General features: G+C 70.2%; 20 protein-coding genes. 6 read left to right on the forward strand and 14 right to left on the reverse strand.

Annotated features, from left to right (window positions below; genetic code table 11):
* Positions 1-60: 60 nt before the first annotated feature.
* From ACWGPE_RS17040 to ACWGPE_RS17050, 3 genes are all read right to left on the reverse strand, one after another.
* Positions 61-1,500 carry a flavin monoamine oxidase family protein gene (locus ACWGPE_RS17040; RefSeq protein ID WP_452049143.1) on the reverse strand — a complete coding sequence of 480 codons (1,440 nt, stop codon included), beginning with the start codon at positions 1,498-1,500 and terminating at the stop codon, positions 61-63.
* 141 nt (positions 1,501-1,641) lie between these two features.
* Entirely contained in the window at positions 1,642-3,144 is a 1,503-nt protein-coding gene (locus ACWGPE_RS17045) for an amino acid permease (protein WP_231431622.1), read from the reverse strand.
* Positions 3,145-3,238: 94 nt separating this feature from the next.
* Entirely contained in the window at positions 3,239-4,669 is a 1,431-nt protein-coding gene (locus ACWGPE_RS17050) for an NAD(P)H-quinone dehydrogenase (protein WP_231431623.1), read from the reverse strand.
* Between the two features lie 85 nt (positions 4,670-4,754).
* On the opposite strand from ACWGPE_RS17050, the gene ACWGPE_RS17055 reads away from it, so the two are divergent.
* Positions 4,755-5,582, forward strand: coding sequence for a purine-nucleoside phosphorylase (locus tag ACWGPE_RS17055; RefSeq protein ID WP_231431624.1), 828 nt, complete (start codon positions 4,755-4,757; stop codon positions 5,580-5,582).
* Positions 5,583-5,617: 35 nt separating this feature from the next.
* On the forward strand, positions 5,618-7,342 hold the full coding sequence (locus tag ACWGPE_RS17060) for a phospho-sugar mutase (protein WP_452049144.1): 1,725 nt from the start codon (positions 5,618-5,620) through the stop codon (positions 7,340-7,342).
* A gap of 193 nt (positions 7,343-7,535) precedes the next feature.
* On the opposite strand, the gene ACWGPE_RS17065 is transcribed toward ACWGPE_RS17060, so the two are convergent.
* The 11 genes from ACWGPE_RS17065 to ACWGPE_RS17115 form a co-directional block, all read right to left on the reverse strand.
* The gene (locus ACWGPE_RS17065; protein WP_452049145.1) at positions 7,536-7,820 is read right to left on the reverse strand and encodes a PTS sugar transporter subunit IIB; all 285 of its coding nucleotides are present in this window, start codon (positions 7,818-7,820) and stop codon (positions 7,536-7,538) included.
* Positions 7,817-8,269, reverse strand: a complete 453-nt coding sequence (locus ACWGPE_RS17070) for a PTS sugar transporter subunit IIA (protein ID WP_231431627.1) — start codon at positions 8,267-8,269, stop codon at positions 7,817-7,819. The genes ACWGPE_RS17065 and ACWGPE_RS17070 overlap by 4 nt, the downstream gene beginning before the upstream one ends.
* Before the next feature lie 67 nt (positions 8,270-8,336).
* Positions 8,337-9,449 carry an adenosine deaminase gene (locus ACWGPE_RS17075; protein WP_420831084.1) on the reverse strand — a complete coding sequence of 371 codons (1,113 nt, stop codon included), beginning with the start codon at positions 9,447-9,449 and terminating at the stop codon, positions 8,337-8,339.
* A 100-nt stretch (positions 9,450-9,549) separates the two neighbouring features.
* Positions 9,550-10,857, reverse strand: a complete 1,308-nt coding sequence (locus tag ACWGPE_RS17080; protein ID WP_231431629.1) for a thymidine phosphorylase — start codon at positions 10,855-10,857, stop codon at positions 9,550-9,552.
* Complete coding sequence (locus ACWGPE_RS17085; RefSeq protein ID WP_244854905.1) at positions 10,854-11,270, reverse strand: cytidine deaminase; 417 nt, start codon at positions 11,268-11,270, stop codon at positions 10,854-10,856. The genes ACWGPE_RS17080 and ACWGPE_RS17085 overlap by 4 nt, the downstream gene beginning before the upstream one ends.
* A 65-nt stretch (positions 11,271-11,335) precedes the next feature.
* Complete coding sequence (locus ACWGPE_RS17090; protein ID WP_231431631.1) at positions 11,336-12,652, reverse strand: ABC transporter permease; 1,317 nt, start codon at positions 12,650-12,652, stop codon at positions 11,336-11,338.
* Entirely contained in the window at positions 12,649-13,983 is a 1,335-nt protein-coding gene (locus tag ACWGPE_RS17095) for an ABC transporter permease (protein ID WP_231431632.1), read from the reverse strand. The genes ACWGPE_RS17090 and ACWGPE_RS17095 overlap by 4 nt, the downstream gene beginning before the upstream one ends.
* Entirely contained in the window at positions 13,980-15,497 is a 1,518-nt protein-coding gene (locus ACWGPE_RS17100) for an ABC transporter ATP-binding protein (protein ID WP_231431633.1), read from the reverse strand. Before ACWGPE_RS17100 ends, ACWGPE_RS17095 begins: the two co-directional genes overlap by 4 nt.
* 167 nt (positions 15,498-15,664) lie before the next feature.
* Positions 15,665-16,777: a BMP family lipoprotein gene (locus ACWGPE_RS17105; protein ID WP_231431634.1), complete on the reverse strand. Its 1,113-nt coding sequence runs from the start codon at positions 16,775-16,777 to the stop codon at positions 15,665-15,667.
* 184 nt (positions 16,778-16,961) lie between these two features.
* Positions 16,962-18,032, reverse strand: a complete 1,071-nt coding sequence (locus tag ACWGPE_RS17110; RefSeq protein ID WP_452049146.1) for a BMP family lipoprotein — start codon at positions 18,030-18,032, stop codon at positions 16,962-16,964.
* A gap of 34 nt (positions 18,033-18,066) precedes the next feature.
* On the reverse strand, positions 18,067-19,185 hold the full coding sequence (locus ACWGPE_RS17115) for a mannose-1-phosphate guanylyltransferase (RefSeq protein WP_231431636.1): 1,119 nt from the start codon (positions 19,183-19,185) through the stop codon (positions 18,067-18,069).
* A gap of 169 nt (positions 19,186-19,354) precedes the next feature.
* Here ACWGPE_RS17115 and sdhC point away from each other — a divergent pair, with 169 nt between their 5' ends.
* The 4 genes from sdhC to ACWGPE_RS17135 are packed head-to-tail and all read left to right on the forward strand — an operon-like array spanning position 19,355 to position 22,827.
* Positions 19,355-19,777, forward strand: a complete 423-nt coding sequence (gene sdhC, locus ACWGPE_RS17120; RefSeq protein WP_231431637.1) for a succinate dehydrogenase, cytochrome b556 subunit — start codon at positions 19,355-19,357, stop codon at positions 19,775-19,777.
* 11 nt (positions 19,778-19,788) lie between these two features.
* Positions 19,789-20,238: a succinate dehydrogenase hydrophobic membrane anchor subunit gene (locus ACWGPE_RS17125; protein WP_231431638.1), complete on the forward strand. Its 450-nt coding sequence runs from the start codon at positions 19,789-19,791 to the stop codon at positions 20,236-20,238.
* Between the two features lie 7 nt (positions 20,239-20,245).
* Entirely contained in the window at positions 20,246-22,054 is a 1,809-nt protein-coding gene (gene sdhA / locus ACWGPE_RS17130; RefSeq protein WP_231431639.1) for a succinate dehydrogenase flavoprotein subunit, read from the forward strand.
* Between the two features lie 2 nt (positions 22,055-22,056).
* Complete coding sequence (locus ACWGPE_RS17135; RefSeq protein ID WP_452049147.1) at positions 22,057-22,827, forward strand: succinate dehydrogenase iron-sulfur subunit; 771 nt, start codon at positions 22,057-22,059, stop codon at positions 22,825-22,827.
* Positions 22,828-22,851: the final 24 nt, after the last annotated feature.

Raw genomic sequence — 22,851 nt, forward strand, 5'->3', positions numbered from 1 at the left:
AGCTCATCGCTCGCGGCATCCCGTTCGTCCGTCCGGGGAGTGCCGGCACGGCACGGACCCTCAGCGGAGTGCGAGCGCGGCGAGCGCCTGCTTCGCCGCCGTGATGCCCGAGTTGCGCGACGAGTGGATCGTGCTCGTCACCATGCCGGCCCAGAAGACCGTGTCGTCGATCGGCCCGTTGAGCCCGGTGCGTCGCGAGAACGGGCCGGGGTAGGCGCCCCGGGCGAACTCGTCCTTCGACCAGTCGTAGGTCGAGGCGTTGACGGCCTGCAACCCCTGGTCGCCGACGGCGGTCCGCACGTTGTCGAGCGCCGCCGCGAGCCGCTCGGCCTCGGGCAGGTCGAGCAGATCCTGCGCGACACCGCCGGTCGCCCACGCGACCGCGATCTCCCCGTGATAGCCGGGCGTTCCGAGTGAGGCGTTCCAGAGGCTCGGCGGGCGCTTCGAGAAGGTCGTCATGACGTCCCACTGCCGCGCGACCGGGTGGCCCGGCGGCACCACCGGCGCCGCGAACTCCAGGATGCCCTTGAACACCGGCAGGTACTCGATCTCCTGGAGCCCGTCGCGACGGTCGGCGGGCAGCGGCGGGTCGAAGGTCACGTCGCCGTGCTTCAGTACGCCGCCCGGCAACGCCACGACGAGCGTCTTCGCCTGGTAGCTGCCGCGACTCGTGTGCACGTCGACGCGGCCGGCCCGATGCTCGACCGTGTGCACCCGCGCGCCGAGCCGGATCGGCAGCCCGGCCGCGAGCGGCCTGAGCACCTGGTCGTAGCCGCCGATCACACGGTGATCGTCGTAGGGATCCGGGAACGGCGTCGACGCCGGGACGTCCTGTTCGGCGATCGCCCACGCGACCGTGTCGACGACCCACGCTGCCGGCAGCACGTCGAACTGCTCGGAGTCGACCTCGATCGCGGCGAGCAGGATGGGGTAGTTCTCGCGCGGGATGCCGACGCGCTCGAGCCAGGCGTGCGCCGTCTCGCCGTCGGCCGGCTCGGGCAGCGGGCCGACCGGCGCACCGAGCGGGAACTTCAACGACGCGTACGTCGTGCCGTCGAGCCACGGCGTACCGGGCGCGAGCCGGCCCCAGATCGACTGCTGGCGCCGGGTCGTGATGCCCTCCGCCTCGATGAGGTCCCAGGTCGAGGCCCGGCTGCCGTGCACGAGCTCCGCACCGCGCTCGATCGGGATGGACATGGTCGTGCGATCGGTCCACATGCGCCCGCCGATCCGGTCGCGCGCCTCGAGCACGAGCACGCTGCGTCCCGCGTCGGCGAGCGTGCGTGCGGCGCCGAGCCCGGATGCGCCGGCACCGAGCACGATCGCATCCCACATGCGGTGGTCGGAGCCCGTGCCGACCGGCCGGCGAGCGCCAGCGGTGAGCGCGACGGTCGCCGCACCGGCCACGCCTGCTGCGCCGATCCCGAGCACGGCCCGTCGCGTGACACCTCCCCCGCCGGCCGTGGTCGTCGTCGTGCCCGTCGCGCGTGTCGCGGTCATCTCCGCCTCCTGGAACCTCGTCGTCACCGGTGGGTCGGTCGCGGCGTCATCGCCCGATCGACGCTGGATGATTCGGAGACTATCGACGGGTGAACATCGATGTCAACGCTGTTGACAGGATCGGAGTGGAGCAGCGACCCGTCAGGTTCCCTGGGCCGTCGGCAGCTCGACCTCGCTGACCCGCTCGCCGGCGAGCCGAGAGCGACGCCGACCGTAGAGCAGGTAGATGACGACGCCGAGCGCGAGCCAGACGAGGAAGCGCACCCAGGTGAGCGTCGTGAGGTTGAGCATGAGCCAGACGCAGAGCGCGGCCGACAGGATCGGAAGCACCGGAGACAACGGCACGCGGAACCCGCGCGGCAGGTCGGGCCGGGTGCGACGCAGCACGACGATGCCGACCGACACGAGCACGAAGGCCGACAGCGTACCGATGTTGATCATCTCCTCGAGGAGCCCCACATCGGTGAAGGCGGCGACGAGCGCGACCACGGTGCCGCCGATGATCTGGATACGGGCGGGCGTCTTCGTGTGCTCGGTCGTCTTCGACAGCCATCGCGGCAGCAGCCCGTCGCGGCTCATCGCGAACACGATGCGCGAGAGGCCGAGCAGCAGCACCATGATGACCGTCGTGAGGCCGGCGAGCGCGCCGAGCGAGATGACGGCCGACGCCCAGTCCTGCCCGACCAGCCGGAACGCGGTCGCGAGCGACGGCGTCTCCTCCGCGGCGAGCTCGGTGTACGACACCATGCCCGTCATCACGATCGAGACGAGCACGTAGAGCAGGGTCACGATGCCGAGGCCGAGGAAGATGCCGCGCGGCAGCCGCTTCTGGGGCTCGCGCACCTCCTCGGCACTCGTGGCGACGACGTCGAACCCGATGAAGGCGAAGAAGACGAGGGAGGCCGCGGCGAGCATGCCGAACACGCCGTACTGCGCCGGCGCGGCACCCGTGAGCCAGGCGAAAAGCGACTGCGTCCAGGCATCCTCGGCACCGCCGGTCGTCGGCACCGCCTCGGGGATGAAGGGCGTGAAGTTCGAGGCCTGCACGAAGAAGAAGCCCACGACGATCACGAAGAGCACGATCGCGACCTTGATGAGCGTGAACACGGCGCCGACGCGCGCCGTGAGCTTCGTCCCGGCGACGAGCAGGACGGTGAAGACCGCGACGATGAGGAATGCCGGCCAGCTGACCTCGACCCCGCCGATGGAGAGGGTCGCCGGGAACGGCACGCCGAAGGCGAGCAGCGCCTCGGAGAGGTACACGCCCCAGTACTTCGCGAGCACGGCGGCGGCCGTGAACATCTCGAGAATGAGGTCCCAGCCGATGATCCACGCGAGGAGCTCGCCCATCGTGGCGTACGTGAAGGTGTACGCGCTGCCCGCGACGGGCACCGTCGAGGCGAACTCCGCGTAGCACATGATCGCGAGCCCGCACGTGATCGCAGCGAGCACGAACGAGAGGATCACGCTCGGGCCGGCGTAGTTCGCCGCGGCCTGCGCCCCGACCGAGAAGATGCCAGCCCCGACCGCGACGGCGATGCCCATGAGCGCGAGGTCCCAGGTGCCGAGCGAGCGTTTGAGGCTGCGGCTCTCGTCGCTCGAGTCGGCGATCGAGGCCTCGACCGATTTCACGCGCAGGTTCATCGCTCCCCCAAGCGGTCATCGCGCCGCGGGCGCGGCGCTGCGTGTGCCCAGCGTACGCCCGGGTGGGTGCGGGCGGGGCGTCGGGACGCGCGCGTCAGCGCACGATGTGCATGGCCCGCGCGGCGTCGGTGAGCGAGCCCGACAGCGACGGGTACACCGGGAACGCCTCGGCGAACTGGTCGACCGTGAGCCGGTGCTCGACGGCGAGCGCGAGCGGGAAGATGAGCTCCGACGCCTTCGGCGCGACGATGACGCCGCCGATGATCGAGCCCGAACCGCTCGAGGCGAAGAGCTTCACGAAGCCCTCGCGGATGCCCATCATCTTCGCCCGCGGGTTCGACGAGAGCGGCAGCTTGTAGACGACGCCCGGCACGACGCCCTCCTCGATCTCCTTCTCGGTCCAGCCGACGGTCGCGATCTCGGGCTGCGTGAAGATGTTCGAGGTGATGTTGCGGTTCTCGGGCGGGTTCACGACGTCGCCCATCGCGTGGAACACGGCCGTGCGCCCCTGCATCGAGGCGACCGAGGCGAGCGGCATGAAGGTCGTGCAGTCGCCGGCGGCGTAGATGTTCGGCATCGACGTGCGCGCGACCCGGTTGACCCGGATGTGCCCCGACTCGGCGAGCTGCACGCCCGCCTCCTCGAGGCCGAGGTCACGGGTGTTCGGCACCGATCCGACCGCCATGAGGCAGTGCGAGCCCTGCACCTGGCGTCCGTCGGACAGCGTCGCGACGACGCCGTCGCCGTCGCGCACGACCGACTCGGCCCGCGACTTGTTCAGCACCTTCATGCCGTTGCGCTTGAACACCTTCTCGATGACGGATGCCGCGTCGGCGTCCTCCCCGGGCAGCACCTGGTCCCGGCTCGAGATGAGCGTGACCTTCGCCCCGAGGGCGCGGTACGCCGAGGCGAACTCGGCGCCCGTGACGCCGGAGCCCACGACGATGAGGTGCTCGGGCACCTGCTGGAGCGAGTAGAGCTGGGTCCACGTGAGGATGCGCTCGCCGTCGGGCACCGCGGTCGGCAGCACGCGCGGCGTCGCGCCGACCGAGAGCACGAGCGTGTCGGCCTCGATGCGGTCGAAGTCGGTGCCGCCCTTGGCGGTCGCGACGATCACGGCGTTCGGACCGTCGAGGCGACCCTCGCCGTGCACGAGGTGCACGCCGGCCTCGAGCAGGTTCGAGCGCATGTCTTCGGACTGCTGCGCCGCGAGGCCGAGCAGCCGCTTGTTCACGGCGGCGAGGTTGATCGCGACCTGGGGCTTCACGGCCTTGTCGGCCTCGCCCTTGGCGTAGAACTGCACGCCGAGGTCGGCCGCCTCCTTCACCGCGTTCGACGCCTCCGCCGTGGCGATGAGCGACTTCGAGGGCACGACGTCGGTGAGCACGGCCGAACCGCCCACGCCCGCACGCTCGACCAGGGTGACCTCGGCCCCGAGCTGCGCCGCGGCGAGTGCGGCTTCGTACCCGCCGGGCCCCCCTCCGAGGACGGCGATCCGTTGCGTGCGCTCGAACTCGTAGGCCATGCTCATATTCTGTCAGTTCCGCGTGCCCGGCCAGCACATGAGCGGCGCCGTGCCCGAAGCATCCGGTGGGTTCTAGAGTGGTGGGATGCACGATGCCAACCCGCTCGACGCGCCCTCAGCTGACCCCTTCGCCATCGCCCGTGAGGCTGCGGCGCAGATCGCCGCCCTGACCGGGGTCGAGCGGCACGACATCGCCCTCACGCTCGGTTCGGGCTGGGGCAAGGCCGCGGAGCTCATCGGCGAGACGACGCACACGATCGCCGCGACCGACGTGCCCGGCTTCTCGAAGCCCGCCGTCGAGGGCCACGTCGGCACGCTTCGCTCGGTGCTGCTGCCGACCGGCAAGCGCGCGCTGGTCATCGGCGCCCGCACCCACTACTACGAGCGCCACGGCGTGCGCCGGGTCGTGCACTCGGTGCGCACGGCGGCCGCGACGGGTGCCACGACGATGATCCTCACGAACGGCGCCGGCGGCATCAAGGAGCACTGGAAGCCCGGCACGCCCGTGCTCATCAGCGATCACATCAACCTCACGGCCGACTCGCCGCTCGAGGGCGCGACGTTCGTCGACCTCACCGACCTCTACTCCCAGCGGCTGCGCGACCTCGCGCACTCGATCGACCCGACGCTCGACGAGGGCGTCTACTGCCAGTTCACCGGCCCCCACTACGAGACTCCCGCCGAGGTGCAGATGGCGAAGGCCATCGGCGGGCACATCGTCGGCATGTCGACCGCGCTCGAGGCCATCGCCGCGCGCCAGTCGGGCATGGAGGTGCTCGGCATGTCGCTCATCACGAACCTCGCGGCCGGTATCCAGCAGACGCCGCTCAGCCACCAGGAGGTCATCGAGGCCGGCCAGGCCGCCGAGCCCGTGATCAGCGCCCTGCTCGCGAAGATCGTCGCCTCGCTCTAGGCCCAGCGCAGGAACCGCAGGAAGGACGACGACGGATGTCGCACGAATTCGACCCTCGCGACGCCGAGCGCGTCGCCCTCGCCGAGGCGTGGATCGCGCAGGACCCCGACCCCGAGACCCGCGCCGAGCTCGCCGCGATCGTCGAGGCCGTGCGCGGCGGCGACGCCGCGGCCGCGGCCGACCTCGCCGACCGCTTCGACTCCCGGCTCGCCTTCGGCACCGCGGGACTGCGCGGTGAGATCGCCGCGGGACCGAACCGCATGAACCGCGTGCTCGTGTCGCAGGCCGCGGCGGGCCTCGCGTCGTACCTGCTCGAGCGGGCCGAGCCCGGCACGACCCCGTCGGTCGTGATCGGCTACGACGGCCGCAAGAACTCCGACGTGTTCGCCCGCGACTCGGCCGAGGTCTTCGCCGGCGCCGGCGTGCGCGCCGTGCTGCTGCCGCGCCTGCTGCCGACCCCCGTGCTCGCCTTCGCGGTGCGCCATCTCGACACCTCGGCGGGCGTCATGGTGACGGCCTCGCACAACCCGCCGAACGACAACGGCTACAAGGTGTACCTCGGCGGCTCGAACCACGGGTCCCAGATCGTCGCGCCGGCCGACGCCGAGATCGCGGCGCACATCCTGAGCGTCGCGTCGGCGACGACGGTGCCCGCGCTGCCTCGCGGAGCGTTCGAGCTCGCCCCAGAGTCGGTCGTCGACGAGTACGTGCGGCGGACGGCCGCGAGCGCCTCCCCCGGCACGCCGGCCGCGCAGCCCCGCGTCGTCTACACGGCCATGCACGGCGTCGGATGGGAGACGGCGTCGCGCGTGCTCGAGGCCGCGGGCTTCGACGCCCCCACGCTCGTCGAGGCGCAGATCGCCCCCGACGCGGCGTTCCCGACCGTCTCGTTCCCGAACCCCGAGGAGCCGGGCGCGATGGACCTGTCGTTCGAGCGCGCCCGCGCCGTCGGCGCCGAGCTCATCGTCGCGAACGACCCCGACGCCGATCGGCTCGCGATCGCGATCCCCGACCCGACGGCGCCCGACGGCGTCGGCTACCGCCGCCTTACCGGCAACGAGGTCGGCCTCACGCTCGGATGGCTCGCCGCACGCCGTGCCGCCGATGCCGCCACCGGCGAAGGCGGGCCGAACGGCGCGCTCGCGTGCTCGATCGTCTCCTCCCCCGGGCTGGAGGCCGTCGCCCGCGCCTACGGGCTCGACTTCGAGGCGACGCTCACCGGCTTCAAGTGGATCTCGCGGGCACCGGGCCTCGTGTTCGGCTTCGAGGAGGCGCTCGGCTATCTCGTGAATCCCGACGTCGTGCGCGACAAGGACGGCATCTCGGCAGCGGTCGCGTTCCTCTCGCTCGCCGCCGAGCTGAAGGCCGCCGGAAAGACGGTCGCCGACCACCTCGACGACTTCGTCGAGAAGTTCGGCTGCCATGCCTCGGGCCAGGTGTCGATCCGCGTCACCGACCTCTCGCGCATCGGCGCCGTCATGGCGCGCCTGCGCGCCGAACCGCCGGCGTCGGTCGGCGGCATCCAGGTCGAGCGCATCGAGGACCTCGCCGACGGGTTCGGCGACCTGCCGCCGTCGGACGTGCTGCGCATCGTGCTCGAGGGCGGTTCGCGGGTGATGGTGCGCCCGAGCGGCACCGAGCCGAAGCTCAAGGTCTATCTCGACGCCGTGTCCGACCGGGGCACGGTCGCCGACCGCCGCGCCGCGGCGACGGCGACGATCGCCGCCCTCGAGGCGGGCATGCGCGAGCTCGTCGCCTGAGGCCCCACCTCGTCGAGCATGCGGTGGTCGACGTCCCCTCGCCGACGACACTCGAGGAGTGCGGCTCGCCACAGCGCTTCGAGCGTGCACTCCTCGCCCTGAAGCGGGCGGTGAGTGCACGCTCGATGCGCTGGGACGGGCACGCAGTTGCGCGACGAGCGCGCAGGCGGCACCGCCGGAGCGACCGCGTGCCTCAGCCGAGCGAGCGCTCGAGCAGCCGCGTGATCTCGTCGACGTCGAAGTAGTTCACGACTTCGACGACCTCGGTGTAGCTGCGACCGATCGCCTCGCGCACCGCACCCGACAGCTCGGTCGAGGTGAGGATGACCTGCGCATCGGCCGCCGCGACGGCGACGCCGGCGAGATCGCTCGCGTCGACAGCGGCCGACAGCTCGAGCCGCTCGAGGGCCCGCTCGGCGTTCACCTTCAGGATCGCCGAGGTGCCGATGCCGGCACCGCACACGGCCACGATCTTCACGCGGCGGCCTCGAGGCCGAGCAGCCCGCGCACCTCGGCGGCGTCGCCCGCGCGGGCGATGCGACCGACGGCGTGCGGGTCGTTGAAGACGTTCGCGAGCGTCGCGACCGAGGCGACGTGCTCTTCGGCGTTCGACACGGCGAGCCCGACGACGACGCGCACGGGATCGTTGTGCGGGTGGCCGAACGGCACGGGCTCGGCGAGCGTCACCACCGCGATGCCCTCGCGTCGCACGTCGGGGCCGGGGCGCGCGTGCGCGAGCGCGAGGCCCGGGGCGATCACGACGTAGGCACCGAACTCCTCGATGACGGCGACCATGCGGTCGGCGTACTCGGCGCGCGTCGAACCCGACCGGGTGAGAGCGCGGCCGGCCTCACGGACGGCGGCTCGCCAGTCGGATGCGTGCGCGCCGATGACGACGGCGTCGTCGGGCAGCGGTGGGAGGTTCATCTCGGGTCCGTTCGGGGGCGGCGGGCGGACGGCGGAGGCTCGAGGCATCCGGCCGCAGGGCTCGTCGTCAGGCTTCGTCGAAGCCGTCTTGGATGAGCTCGGCGAGTTCGTCGCGATCGTCGAGCGGCAGGAAGGCCGCGGCTGCGGCGTTGAGCTGGAAGGTCTCGAGGTCGTCGAGGTCGTAGCCGAACGCGTCGCTCAGCAGCGCGAGCTCGCGGGTGAGGCTCGTGCCCGACTGCAGGCGGTTGTCGGTGTTGACCGTCACCCGGAAGCCCAGCTGGTACAGCAGGTCGAACGGGTGATCGATGAGCTCGTCGCCCCAGGCCGCGATCGCACCGGTCTGCAGGTTCGACGACGGGCTCGTCTCGAGGGCGATCTCGCGGTCGCGCACCCACTGCGCGACCGGGCCGAGCGAGACGTAGGTGTTCTCGTCGTCCTGACGCTCGATCACCAGGTCTTCGGCGAGGCGCACGCCGTGCCCGAGCCGCAGCGCGCGGCCGTCGAGCAGCGCTCCGCGGATCGACTCGAGCCCGTCGGCCTCGCCGGCGTGCACGGTGACGGGCATGAACTGGCTCGCGAGGTAGTCGAACGCGGTGCGGTGCCGGCTCGGCGGGAAGCCCGCTTCGGCGCCGGCGATGTCGAATCCGACGACGCCGCGGTCGCGGTGCCGCACGGCCAGCTCGGCGATCTCGAGGCCGCGGTCGGCGTGGCGCATCGCGGTGACGAGCTGTCCGGTGCGGATGGCTCCGCCCTGGTGCCGCACGTCGTCGGCACCCTGCTCGAGGCCGGCCTGCACCGCCTCGACGGCCTCGTCGAGCGTGAGACCACGGGTGAGGTGCTGTTCGGGCGCCCAGCGGATCTCGCCGTAGACGACGCCGTCGGCCGCCAGGTCCTGCACGAACTCGCGTGCGACGCGCGTGAGCCCCGCCCGGGTCTGCATGACCGCGGTGGTGAGGTCGAAGGTCTTCAGGTATTCGACGAGCGAACCCGAGTTCGACTGGTCGGTGAACCACGTCGCGAGCGACTCCTCATCGGCGGCGGGCACCTCGAGACCGAGCTCGTCGGCGAGCTCGATGAGGGTCTGCGGGCGCAGGCCGCCGTCGAGATGATCGTGGAGCGAGATCTTCGGCAGCGCCTGGATGTTCGTGCCGTCGCCCTCGAGGCGGTACTCGGTCGGAATCGTGTTCACGAGACAACGATAGCGGCGCGGCTGCCGCGAAGTCTCGGCAATCTCGAAGCTGGGATCTCGAGCCGCTCCGCTACCCGATCGCCCGAGGGGCTCAGCGCCCGATGCGGTCGGCGATGAGCGGCCCGCCGTCGTCGATCGGGTCGCCCTCGTCGCCGATGCGCCAGGCGCCCTCGACCGCCGCGAGGGCGCGTTCGAAGCGCGCGGGCTCGTCGGCGTGGAGCGTGAACAGCGGCTGTCCCGCGCGCACCGCGTCGCCGGGCTTCGCGTGCAGGTCGATGCCAGCGGCGTGGTGCACCGGGTCCTCCTTGCGCGCGCGGCCCGCGCCGAGGCGCCAGGCTGCGATGCCGAACGGCAGCGCCTCCTGGGCGACGAGCACGCCGTCGCGGTCGGCGGTGACGACGTGCTGCTCGCGCGAGACGGGCAGCGGCGCATCGGGGTCGCCGCCCTGGGCGACGATCGATCGGCGCCAGGTGTCCATCGCGCGACCGTCGTCGAGTGCGGCCTCGACGTCGTCGCCGTCGCGGCCCGCGAGCGCGAGCATCTCGCGGGCGAGTTCGACCGTCAGCTCGCGCACGTCGGCGGGGCCGCCGCCCGCGAGCACCTCGACCGACTCGCGCACCTCGTTGGCATTGCCGATCGTGAGGCCGAGCGGCACGTTCATGTTCGTGATGAGGGCGCTCGTGGCGACGCCGGCGTCCTCCCCGAGCTCGACCATGGTGCGGGCCAGCTCGCGCGAGCGCTCGATGTCCTGCAGGAACGCACCCGACCCGAACTTCACGTCGAGCACGAGCGCACCCGTGCCCTCGGCGATCTTCTTCGACATGATCGACGAGGCGATGAGCGGGATCGCCTCGACCGTGCCGGTGATGTCGCGCAGCGCGTACAGCTTCTTGTCGGCGGGCGCGAGCCCGGCGCCGGCGGCGCAGATGACGCCGCCCACGTCGCGCAACTGCGCGAACATCTCGTCGTTCGTGAGGTCGGCGCGCCAGCCCGGGATCGACTCGAGCTTGTCGAGCGTGCCGCCGGTGTGGCCGAGGCCGCGGCCCGAGAGCTGCGGCACCGCGACGCCGAAGGTCGCGACGAGGGGCATGAGCGGCAGCGTGATCTTGTCGCCGACGCCGCCCGTGGAGTGCTTGTCGCTCGTCGGCTTGCCGAGGCCCGAGAAGTCCATGCGCTCGCCCGAGGCGATCATCGCCATCGTCATGTCGCGGATCTCACGCCGGCCCATGCCGTTGAGGAAGATCGCCATCGTCATCGCCGACATCTGCTCGTCGGCGACGTACCCGCGGGTGTAGGCGTCGACGAGCCAGGAGATCTCGTCGGTCGTCAGCTCGCGGCGATCGCGCTTCGCGCGGATGAGGTCGACCGCGTCGAACGGTTCGATGGCGGCGTCGGTCATGATTCTCCTCGGAATTCGGCGAGCTGGCGCGGCCCGAATGCGTCGGGCAGCACCTCGTCGATGGTCTTGAAGCCGGAGACGGTGTCGAGCACCATGCCCTCGGCTGAGTGCTCGTAGAGCAGTTGGCGGCAGCGACCGCAGGGCATGAGCGTCGCCCCGTGCCCGTCGACGCACGTGAACGCGACGAGCTTGCCGCCGCCCGACATCACGAGTGCCGACACGAGCGAGCACTCGGCGCACAGCGTCACGCCGTACGAGGCGTTCTCGACGTTGCAGCCGCTCACGATGCGGCCGTCGTCGACGACGGCCGCCGCTCCGACGGGGAACTCGGAGTACGGCACGTACGCCTTGGCCATGGCCTCGCGTGCGCGCTCGCGCAGGTCGGCCCAGTCGATCACGTCGGTGGCGGTCATGCTGCTCCCCCGGTTCGAGATGGGTGACGGATGCCTCGGGGCCGGGCCGGCCCCGAGGCGTCCGGTCAGGATTTGATGTACGGCTTGCCCGCCGCAGCAGGCCCGCGCACCTTGCCGACGAGTCCGGCCACCGCGATGATCGTGACCACGTACGGCAGCATGAGCATGAACTCGCTCGGCACGGGCGAGCCGATCACCGAGAGCGTGTTCTGCAGGTTCGACGCGAAGCCGAACAGGAGCGCGGCCAGCGTGGCTCGGATCGGGTCCCAGCCGCCGAAGATGACGGCGGCGAGGGCGATGAAGCCCATGCCGGCGGTCATCTCCTTGTTGAAGGCGATACCCGAGCCGAGGGTGAAGAAGATGCCGCCGAAGCCCGCGATGGCGCCGGCGAAGGCGACGTTCCAGAACCGGGTGCGGTTGACGTTGATGCCGACCGTGTCGGCCGCCTGCGGGTGCTCGCCCACCGCGCGGAGGCGGAGGCCCCAGCGCGTGTGGAAGAGCCCGACGTAGACCGCCGCGACCGTGATGTACATGATGTACACGACGAGCGTCTGGCGGAAGAAGACCGGGCCGATGACGGGGATGTCGCTGAGCAGCGGGATCGGCAGCCTCGGGAACCTCGGCGGCGAGTTCAGCACGGCGGCGTTGTTCGAGAGCACCTGCGAGAAGAAGAAGTTCGTGAGGCCCAGGACGAGCACGTTGAGCACGACGCCGACGATCACCTGGTCGACGAAGTACTTGATCGAGAACGCCGCGAGCACCATGCCGACGAGCATGCCCGCGATCATCGCGCCCACCACGCCCGCGAGCAGGCCGATCCAGACGACGCCCGTCGACGAGGTGACGACCGACGCGGTCACCGCCGAGGTGAAGGCCCCGGCGAGCAGCTGACCCTCGATCGCGATGTTGATGATGCCGACCCGCTCGCCGAGCACGCCGGTGAGCGCACCGAAGATCAGCGGCACGGAGAGGCTGAGCGCGCCGAAGAGCAGGCCGATCATCGGGAGGGTCGCCCCCGCGCCGGCCCAGGTCAGGAAGCCGAAGAGGACCAGCACCGCGTACACGACGGTGAGCCAGAGCGGCACCCGGCGCTTCGAGGCGACCAGCCAGACGGACACGACCGTGATGACGGCGAGGAGGACGACGACCGCCCACAGCGCGGGCATGGCCGGCACCGAGATGTCGGCGACCTTGATCGCGTCCTTGTCGGATGCGACCAGCCGGTAGGTGGTGTCGCCGACGGGCGGAGCGAACACCGCGAGCGCGAGGGCGAGGAGCGTGAAGATGCCGTAGGCGATCGGCGCCTTCCAGCTCACGACGACGGTCTTGGCGAGGGCGTCGGGCGGCGGCGCGACCTTCTGGTGCTCGGTGACGGTGCTCACTTCGCCGTCACCTCCTTCGTGACGATCGGGCGCGGTCGTTTCGGCCCGCGGGATGGGTCGGGCAGGCGGAAGATGGTGCGCACGAGCGGCGGCGCAGCGATGAACAGCACGATGAGCGACTGCACCACGAGCACGATGTCGACGGGCACGCCCTCGGCGGCCTGCATCGAGTAGCCGCCGGCCTTGAACGCACCGAACAGGATGCCCGCGAGGAAGATGCCCCACGGCGAGGAGCGGCCGAGCAGCGCCACGGTGATCGCGTCGAAGCCGACGCCCGCGTCGATCCCGGCGGTGAAGCCAGTAGTGACCGTGCCGAGCACCTGGCTCACGCCGGCGAGGCCGAGCAGTGCACCCGAGATGAGCATCGCGTAGACGTACATCGACGGCACGTTGATGCCGGCGACGCGCGCGGCGTTCGGGTTCTCGCCGACGGCCCGGAAGCGGAAGCCGAGGCTCGAACGGCTGAGGATCCACCACACGAGCACCGTCGCGGCGAGCGCGAGGATGAAGCCGAAGTGCAGGTTGTACGGCAACCCCATCCACTGGAACAGCTTCGGGAACTGTGCAGTCTCCGCCATCGGCGGCGTCTTCGGGTTCGACGAACCGGGAGCCTGAAGGAGGCCCGGCGTACGAAGCATCCAGGACACCAGGTAGAAGGCGACGAAGTTGAGCATGATCGTCACGATGACCTCGTGCGCGCCCGTGCGCGCCTTCAGGAGGCCGGCGATGCCGCCCCACAGGGCGCCGCCGAGCAGGCCGCCGATGAGCGCGACGAGCATGTGCAGGCCCCACGGCAGGTCGAAGCCGAAGGCGAGCCAGCCGGCGACCGAGGCGGCGATCAGCATCTGGCCGCGACCACCGATGTTGAACATGCCGACGCGGAACGCGAGCCCGACGCCGAGACCGCCCGCGATGAGCGGGGTGGCGAAGGTGAGCGTGTCGGTCAGCGGCTTGATGCCGTCGACGAAGCTGTCGCGCCGGAAGTTGTACACCGACCCCTGGAAGAGCGCCACGTAGGCTCCGGAGACCGAGTCCCAGACGGCGATGAGCGTGTCGCCAGGCCGGGCGAAGAAGTAGGCGCTCGCCTGCTGCACGTTCTCGTCGGTGAAGGCGATCATGATCGCGCCGACGATGAGCGCGAGTACGACCGAGAGCACCGAGATGAGCGCGTTGCCCGTGACGATCTGCTGCCACATCGTGTGCCATCGCGACGGTTCGGGCACCTGGGCCGGCACGGTCGACGTGTCGCGCGGGGTCGTGCCGGTCGGCGTCGCGTCGGCGACGGGCGAGGTGGTCTGCGGCGTGCCGTGCGGGCTCTGCGCGTCGCTCATGCTGCGGCTCCTTCTGCGGGCTGTTCGCCGGCCATCATGAGGCCGAGCACGTCGCGCGGGGTGTCGCCCGGCACGATGCCGACGACCTTGCCGCGATACATCACCATGATCCGGTCGGCGAGTGCGGCGACCTCGTCGAGCTCGGTCGACACGACGACGACGGGCACGCCGCGGTCGCGGGTCTCGACGATGCGCTTGTGGATGAACTCGATCGACCCCACGTCGACGCCGCGCGTGGGCTGGGCGGCGACGAGCAGCCTGAGCTCACGGCTGAGCTCGCGCGCGAGCACGACCTTCTGCGCGTTGCCGCCCGAGAGCTGCCGCACCTTCTCGTCGATGCCCTGCGTGCGGACGTCGAACTCCTTGACCCGGTCGCGCGCGAAGTCGGCGAGGACGCCGCGCTGGATGGTGCCCGCCTTGACGAACGGCGCGCTGTCGGAACGGTCGAGCATGAGGTTCTCGGCGATCGTGAACTCGCCGACGAGGCCGTCTTCGTTGCGGTCTTCGGGAACGAAGCCGACGCCGGAGTCGAGGATCTTGCGGACGCTCTCGGTCGTGAGCTCGATGCCGTCGAGCGCGATCGAGCCGCGCACCCGCGGCTGCAGTCCGAGGAGCGCCTCGGTGAGCTCGGTCTGGCCGTTGCCCTGCACGCCCGCGACGGCGAGGATCTCGCCCCGGCGCACCTCGAAGCTCACGTCGTTGACGACGAGTTGGCCGATGTGGTCGATGACGGTGAGGCCCTGGACGACGAGCGCCGCCTCGCCGAGCTTCGGCGCGTCCTTGTGCACGGTCAGTTCGACCGCACGCCCCACCATGAGCGAGGCGAGCTCGGTGTTCGAGGCGGTCGGGGATGCCTCGCCGACGACCTTCCCCAGCCGGATGACGGTGATCCGGTCGGCGACCTCGCGCACCTCGCGCAGCTTGTGGGTGATGAAGACGATCGACGTGCCGGAGGCCTTGAGCTGCCGCATGATCTGCATCAGCTCGTCGGTCTCCTGCGGGGTGAGCACCGCGGTCGGCTCGTCGAACACGAGCACCTTCGCGTCGCGCGAGAGCGCCTTGATGATCTCGACCCGCTGCTGCACCCCGACGGGGAGGTCGTCGACGAGCGCGTCGGGGTCGACGTCGAACCCGAAGCGCTCGCTGATCTCGCGCACCCGGCGACGGGCGGCGTCGAGGTCGAGGAACCCGCCGCCCTTGGTGGCCTCGTGGCCGAGCATGACGTTCTCGGCGACCGTGAACACGGGGATGAGCATGAAGTGCTGGTGCACCATGCCGATGCCGGCGGCCATCGCGTCGCCGGGCCCGGAGAAGTGCTGCACCTCGTCATTGAGGAGGATCTCGCCCTCGTCGGCCTGGTACAGGCCGTAGAGCACGTTCATCAGCGTCGACTTGCCCGCACCGTTCTCGCCGAGCAGGCAGTGGATCTCTCCGGCCTCCACGGTGAGGTCGATATGGTCGTTCGCGACCAGGCTGCCGAACCGCTTCGTGATATCGCGAAGTTCGAGCTTCATGTTCAGAATCCTAGTGAGCGCGCTGCATCTGCAGCAGATGCTGCGCGGATGTCGGCGGCCCGGATCGCGGGCCGCTCAGATGTTGCGGCCGGCGCGAAAGCGCGCGACCGGTGGAACGCAGATCGGGGAGGCCGGCGAACCGGCCTCCCCGATCAGGCGGTCACGAGCTACTCCTGCGCCGAGAGGTACGACTCGACGGGAACGTCACCCGAGATGATGGCGGCCTTCAGGTCGTCGAGCTCGCCCTGGAGCTCGGGCGAGACCTTCGACTCGAAGTCGTGGAACGGCGCGATGCCGACGCCCTCGTTCTCGAGCGTGCCGACGTACGGGGCCGGGTCGAATTCGCCGGTGCCGGCGGCGAGCACCGAGTCGTAGGTCGCCACGTCGATGCCCTTGAGGATCGAGGTGAGGATCAAGTCGGCGACCGAGGGGTCGGTCTGCGTGAGGTCGGCGTCGACGCCGAGCATCGCGATGTCACGGCCCGAGTCGCGCACGGCGGCCGCGCCCGACTGGTAGATCGGGCCGCCGACGGGCAGCAGCACGTCGATGTTCTGGTCGATGAGCGCCTGCGCGGTCTGGCGGGCCTGGTCGTTCGCCTCGAAGCCGCCGGTGAAGGAGCCGTCCTGCTTGGCGCGGTCCCAGCCGACGACCTTGACGTCGGTGCCCTTCTCGCCGTTGTAGTAGTCGACGCCCTGGGCGAAGCCGTCCATGAAGATCGACACGGTCGGGAAGTTCATGCCGCCGTAGGTGCCGACGACGCCGGTCTCCGAGAAGTCGGCGCCCGCGTAGCCCGCGAGGAACGCGGCCTGGGCGGTGTCGAAGAGGATCGGCTTGATGTTCTCCGAGTCGACGGTGCCGTCGAAGTCGTTGTCGGCCGCGTCGTCGATGATGATGTATTCGATGTCGGGGTTCGCCAGTGCCGACTCGACCGTGGCGGCCGAGAGCGCGAAGCCGACGGTCACGATGACGGAGCAGCCCTGGTCGACGAGGCTCGAGAGGTTCGGGGCGTACTCGGTCTCGTCCTTCGACTCGACCGTGATCGCCTCGACGCCGAGCTCGTCGGCGGCCTTCGTGATGCCCTCGAATCCGAGCTGGTTGAAGGACTTGTCGTCGAAACCGCCCGCGTCGGAGACCATGCACGGCTGGAAGCCGTCGATCGCCTGCGCAGTCGGTTCGGCAGTCTCCTCCGAGGGCGCGGATGCGCAGCCCGCGAGCAGCAGTGCGCTGCTGCCGAGCAGCGCGAGACCGCCGAGCGCGGCCTTCTTGGTCGTGACCTTCACTGTGTCCTCCAAAGACGCAAGACCCCGACCTTCGCGGGGGCTGATCGATGTCACGTTACCCAATGTTTCGTCGAGCGCGATCGTTCCCGGGGCGCGCGATCGTCAATGGTTATGAATACGCGACATTCTGCTCATATGAGCAAGTGATCTGCCCCGCGAACGGGGGTGAAGCGGTACCCGGGGGTCAGGACCGCTGCGGAGCGCTCGGGGAGTCGACCACCAGGTCGCCCGAGATGATCTCCTGGCGCAACCCCTCGATCTCGGCGTCGAGCTCCTCCGACACGAGGGGCGCGAGGTCGTGGTACGGGGCGATCTCTACCCCGCCGTTGGCGAGGCTGCCGATGTACGGGTCGTTCGTGAACTCGTCGCCGACGACGTCGCCGACGATCTCGACCATCGCGTCCTGGGTGTTCTTCAGCACGCTCGTGAGGATCACGGGTCGGTACTCGGCGGAGAGCGTCTCGTAGCCGTCGCTGTCGACCCAGATCACCGAGACCCCGTCGTGCTCGAGCGCCGCCGCTGCCGACCCCTCGCCGACCTGTCCGGCCACCGGCAGGATCACGTCGGCACCCTGGTCGATGAAGCCCTGCGTGAGCGTCTTGCCCTTGTTGACGTCTTCGAAGTCGCCCGTGAACGCGCCGTCCTGCTTCGCCTTGTCCCAGCCGAGCGCCCGCACCTTCGTGCCGTGCACCTCGTTGTACTTCGCGACGCCGTCGACGAAGCCGTCCATGAAGAGCGTGACGGGCGGCTGGTTGCCGCCGCCGAACGTCGCGACGACGCCCGTCTTCGAGACGCCTGCCGCGAGGTAGCCGGCCAGGAACGACGCCTGCGCCGTGTCGAAGACGACGGGCTTGATGTTCTCGCCCTCGACCGTCTCGTCGACGATCACGAAGTCGAGGTCCGGATTCTTGGACGCCTGGTCGGTCGTGGGCTCGGCGAGCTCCCAGCCGACGGTGACGATCAGCTCGCAGTCCGAGTCGACCGCCTGGGCGACGTTCGGCGCGAGATCGGTCTCGCCGGTCGAGATGATCGCCTCGGCCTCGATGCCGTACTCCGCTTCTGCGGCCTGCAGGCCCTCCCAGCTCGACTGGTTGAACGAACGGTCCTCGAGCCCTCCCGAGTTCGTCACCATCCGCGCGCAGACGTCGCTCGCCGCGTCGGTGGGGCCGGTCTCGGGCGCGGTCGCGCACGAGACGAGGGCGAGGGATGCCACGGCCAGCGTGACGACGACGATGCTGCGCTGTGTCCGAGGCATCCTGAACCCTGTCTCTCCGTCGAATGTCGTTCGGTCAGAGCACGTCGCTCGAGCCGCCGAGCCGCAGGGCGTCGACGACCGCCTTCACGCGCTGCGCGTGCTCGCTCGTGGTGACCAGCAGCGCGTCGGGAGTGTCGACCACGACGATATCGCGAACGCCGATGAGACTGATCACCCGCTTCGAACGGCTCACGACGATGCCGCTCGAGGCGTCCGCGAGGACCCGGGCGTGCTCGCCGAGGATGGCGAGCTCGCCCGACCGCCCTGCCGTGTTGAGCTTCGCGAGCGAGGCGAAGTCGCCGACGTCGTCCCACTGGAAGTGCCCGCGGATGACGGCGAGCCGGCCCGCGGCGGCCGCCGGCTCGGCGACGGAGTAGTCGATCGCGATCTTCTCGAGCTTCGGCCAGATCCGATCGACCGCCGGGCCTCGGGTGGCGGGGTCGTCCCACGCCTCCGCGAGTTCGAGGAGTCCGGCGTGCAGCTCGGGCTTGTTGCGCGCGATCTCGGCGAGCAGCTGGTCGGCGCGCGCGATGAACATGCCCGCGTTCCAGAGGTGGCGGCCGCCCGAGAGGTAGCGCTTCGCGGTCGCGAGGTCGGGCTTCTCGACGAAGCTCGACACCGCCTCGGCGTGCTCGGTGCCCGGGATGTCGAGCGGGTCGCCGCACTCGATGTAGCCGAAGCCGACCGCCGGCTCGGTCGGCGTGATGCCGATCGTGGCGATGTACCCGGCCTTCGCCGCGGCGACGGCCTCGGTGACCGCGGCCTGGAAGAGCGCGTCGCCCGAGATGACGTGGTCGGCGGCGAAGGAGCCGATGACGACCCCGGGCTCGCGGCGCTCGAGGATCGCCGCGGCGAGCCCGATCGCGGCCGTCGAGTCGCGCGGCTCGGATTCGAGCACGATGTTCGCGTCGGCGAGGTCGGGCAGTTGCTCTTCGACGGCGCCGCGATGCGCGCGGCCCGTGACGATCATGATGCGCTGGTCGCCCGAGAGCGGGGCCAGGCGGTCCCACGTGTCCTTGAGGAGCGTCTGCCCCGAGCCGGTGAGGTCGTGCAGGAACTTCGGCGCGTCGGCGCGCGAGAGCGGCCACAGCCTGGATCCCACGCCCCCGGCCGGGATGATCGTGTAGAAGCCCTCGAGCGGTTCGGGAGTCATCCGCTCAGGATAGCCGTGCACCCGGCCGGCGCCGATTCGCCGCGGCGGCGAGCGGCTAAGGGTGCCCTCACCTGCATGGCGAGCGAGCCGGGTCTAGACTCGGAGCGGGCCGTCGTGCCCCTGCGTCCGCATGTCCGGACGAGATTCACACAGCCAGGGAGGGTTGTTCATGCCAGAGACCTCGGCAGGAACCCTGACCGCACCCGACAAGCCGGCGAAGCAGAAGCCGGGCGGCACGCTCTATCGCGGCCACGAGGGTATGTGGTCATGGGTGCTGCACCGCATCACAGGTGTCGCCATCTTCTTCTTCCTCCTCGTGCACATCCTCGACACGGCACTCGTGCGGGTGAGCCCCGAGGCCTACAACACGGTCATCGGCGCGTACCAGACGCCGATCATGGGGCTCGGCGAGGTCGCCCTCGTCGGTGCGATCGTGTTCCACGCCTACAACGGGCTGCGCATCATCCTGGTCGACTTCTGGGCCTGGGCAACGCGCCACCAGAAGGTGCTGTTCTGGGTCGTCGTCGCCCTCTGGGCCGTCACGATGCTGGCCTTCACGCCCCGCCACCTGATGAACGTGTTCGGACACTGAGGGGAAGCGACATGACTGCGACCATCGAAGCTCCTCGCACCCCGGCGCGACCGGCCCGCAAGGGCGGCGCGAACCTCGAGAAGTGGGGCTGGATCTACATGCGCGCCTCGGGCGTGCTGCTGCTCGTGCTCATCTTCGGGCACCTCTTCACGAACCTCATGCTCGGCGACGGCATCCACGCCATCGACTTCGGCTTCGTCGGCGGCAAGTGGGCCGACCCCTTCTGGCAGTGGTGGGACGTGCTGATGCTCTGGCTCGCGCTCATCCACGGCGCCAACGGCATGCGCACCCTCGTGAACGACTACACGAACCCCGGCACGGTGCAGAAGCTCCTGAAGGGCGCGCTGTTCGCCGCGGCCGCAGTGCTGATCGTGCTCGGCACGCTCGTGGTGTTCACCTTCGACCCGTGCCCCGCCGGCGCCCCGGCGGACCTCCTCCCCAGTTTCTGCGCCGCGCTCTAGGAGACACGTGACCAGCGAAACCCACGCCGAGACCCAGGTCATCGACGGCGTCCACTACCACCAGTACGACATCGTGATCGTCGGCGCCGGCGGCGCCGGCATGCGAGCCGCGATCGAGGCCGGCCCCGGCGCGAAGACGGCCGTCATCTCGAAGCTGTACCCGACGCGCTCGCACACGGGCGCGGCGCAGGGCGGCATGGCCGCAGCGCTCGCGAACGTCGAAGAGGACTCGTGGGAGTGGCACACCTTCGACACCGTCAAGGGCGGCGACTACCTCGTCGACCAGGACGCGGCCGAGATCCTCGCGAAAGAGGCGATCGACGCGGTCATCGACCTCGAGAACATGGGCCTGCCGTTCAACCGCACGCCCGAGGGCAAGATCGACCAGCGGCGCTTCGGCGGCCACACCCGCGACCACGGCAAGGCGCCGGTGCGCCGCGCGTGCTATGCGGCCGACCGCACCGGTCACATGATCCTGCAGACGCTGTTCCAGAACTGCGTCAAGCTCGGCATCGAGTTCTACAACGAGTACTACGCCCTCGACGTCGTGATGACCGAGGTCGACGGCGTCGCCCAGCCGTCGGGCGTCGTCGCCTACGAGCTCGCGACCGGCGAACTGCACGTCTTCCAGGCGAAGGCGATCATCTTCGCCACCGGCGGCTTCGGGAAGATCTTCAAGACGACGTCGAACGCGCACACCCTCACGGGCGACGGCGTCGGCATCATCTGGCGCAAGGGCCTGCCGCTCGAGGACATGGAGTTCTTCCAGTTCCACCCGACCGGGCTCGCCGGGCTCGGCATCCTCCTCACCGAGGGCGCCCGCGGCGAGGGCGCGATCCTGCGCAACGCGAGCGGCGAGCGCTTCATGGAGCGCTACGCCCCCACCATCAAGGACCTGGCGCCCCGCGACATCGTCGCGCGCTGCATGGTGCAGGAGGTCGCTGAGGGTCGCGGCGCCGGACCGCACAAGGACTACGTGCTGCTCGACTGCACCCACCTGGGCGCCGAGGTGCTCGAGACGAAGCTGCCAGACATCACCGAGTTCGCCCGCACCTATCTCGGTGTCGACCCGGTGTACGAGCCGGTGCCCGTCATGCCGACCGCGCACTACGCGATGGGCGGCATCCCGACCAACAACAACGCCGAGGTGCTGCGCGACAACACCACGGTCGTACCGGGCCTGTACGCCGCCGGCGAGTGCGCGTGCGTCTCGGTGCACGGCTCGAACCGACTCGGCACGAACTCGCTGCTCGACATCAACGTCTTCGGCAAGCGCGCCGGTCGCAACGCGGTCGAGTACGTGAACTCGGGCGTCGACTTCCTGCCGCTGCCGGATGATCCCGCTGCCGCCGTCCGCGACATGCTCGTGGGCCTCCGCGACTCGACGGGCACCGAGCGGATCGCCGCGATCCGCAAGGAGCTGCAGGACGAGATGGACCGCAACGCCCAGGTGTTCCGCACCGACGAGTCGCTCGCCCACGCGGCCGGTGTCATCGCGGGTCTCCGCGAGCGCTACAAGAACGTCGCGGTGCAGGACAAGGGCAAGCGGTTCAACACCGACCTGCTCGAGGCCGTCGAGCTCGGGTTCCTGCTCGACCTCGCCGAGGTCGTCGTCACGAGCGCCCGCAACCGCGAGGAGAGCCGTGGCGGTCACATGCGCGACGACTTCCCGAACCGCGACGACGAGAAGTTCATGCAGCACACGATGGCCTACCTGTCGGGCGACGCGCACTCGTCCGACGCGAGCGACCACATCCGGCTCGACTGGAAGCCGGTCGTCATCACGCGCTACCAGCCGATGGAGAGGAAGTACTGATTGTGAGCACCGCCACGCTCGAAGCACAGCAGCCCGGCGCATCGGCGTCCGACGCGATCCAGTCGTTCACCGTCACCTTCCTCATCCGCCGCTTCGACCCCGACGTCGACACCGAGCCGCGCTGGCAGGACTTCGACGTCGAGATGTACGCGACCGACCGCGTGCTCGACGCGCTGCACAAGATCAAGTGGGAGCAGGACGGCTCGCTGACCTTCCGCCGCTCGTGCGCCCACGGCATCTGCGGGTCCGACGCGATGCGCATCAACGGCCGCAACCGGCTCGCGTGCAAGACCCTCATCAAGGACCTCGACATCTCGAAGCCCATCTACGTCGAGGCGATCAAGGGCCTGCCGCTCGAGAAGGACCTCATCGTCGACATGGAGCCGTTCTTCGCGAGCTACCGCGAGGTGCAGCCGTTCCTCGTGGCGACCTCGACGCCCGAGCCGGGCAAGGAGCGCGTGCAGTCGGTCGCCCAGCGTGCGATCTTCGACGACACCACGAAGTGCATCCTCTGCGCCGCGTGCACCTCGTCGTGCCCCGTGTTCTGGACCGACGGCCAGTACTTCGGTCCGGCCGCGATCGTGAACGCGCACCGCTTCATCTTCGACTCTCGCGACGACAACGCGCAGACCCGCCTCGACATCCTCAACGACAAGGAGGGGGTCTGGCGCTGCCGCACGACCTTCAACTGCACCGAGGCGTGCCCCCGCGGCATCGAGGTCACGAAGGCCATCGCCGAGGTGAAGCAGGCCGTCATGCGCGGAAAGCCGTAACCTCGCAGCACCTCGAACGGGGCC

The organism is Agromyces sp. NPDC055658, assembly GCF_053618155.1.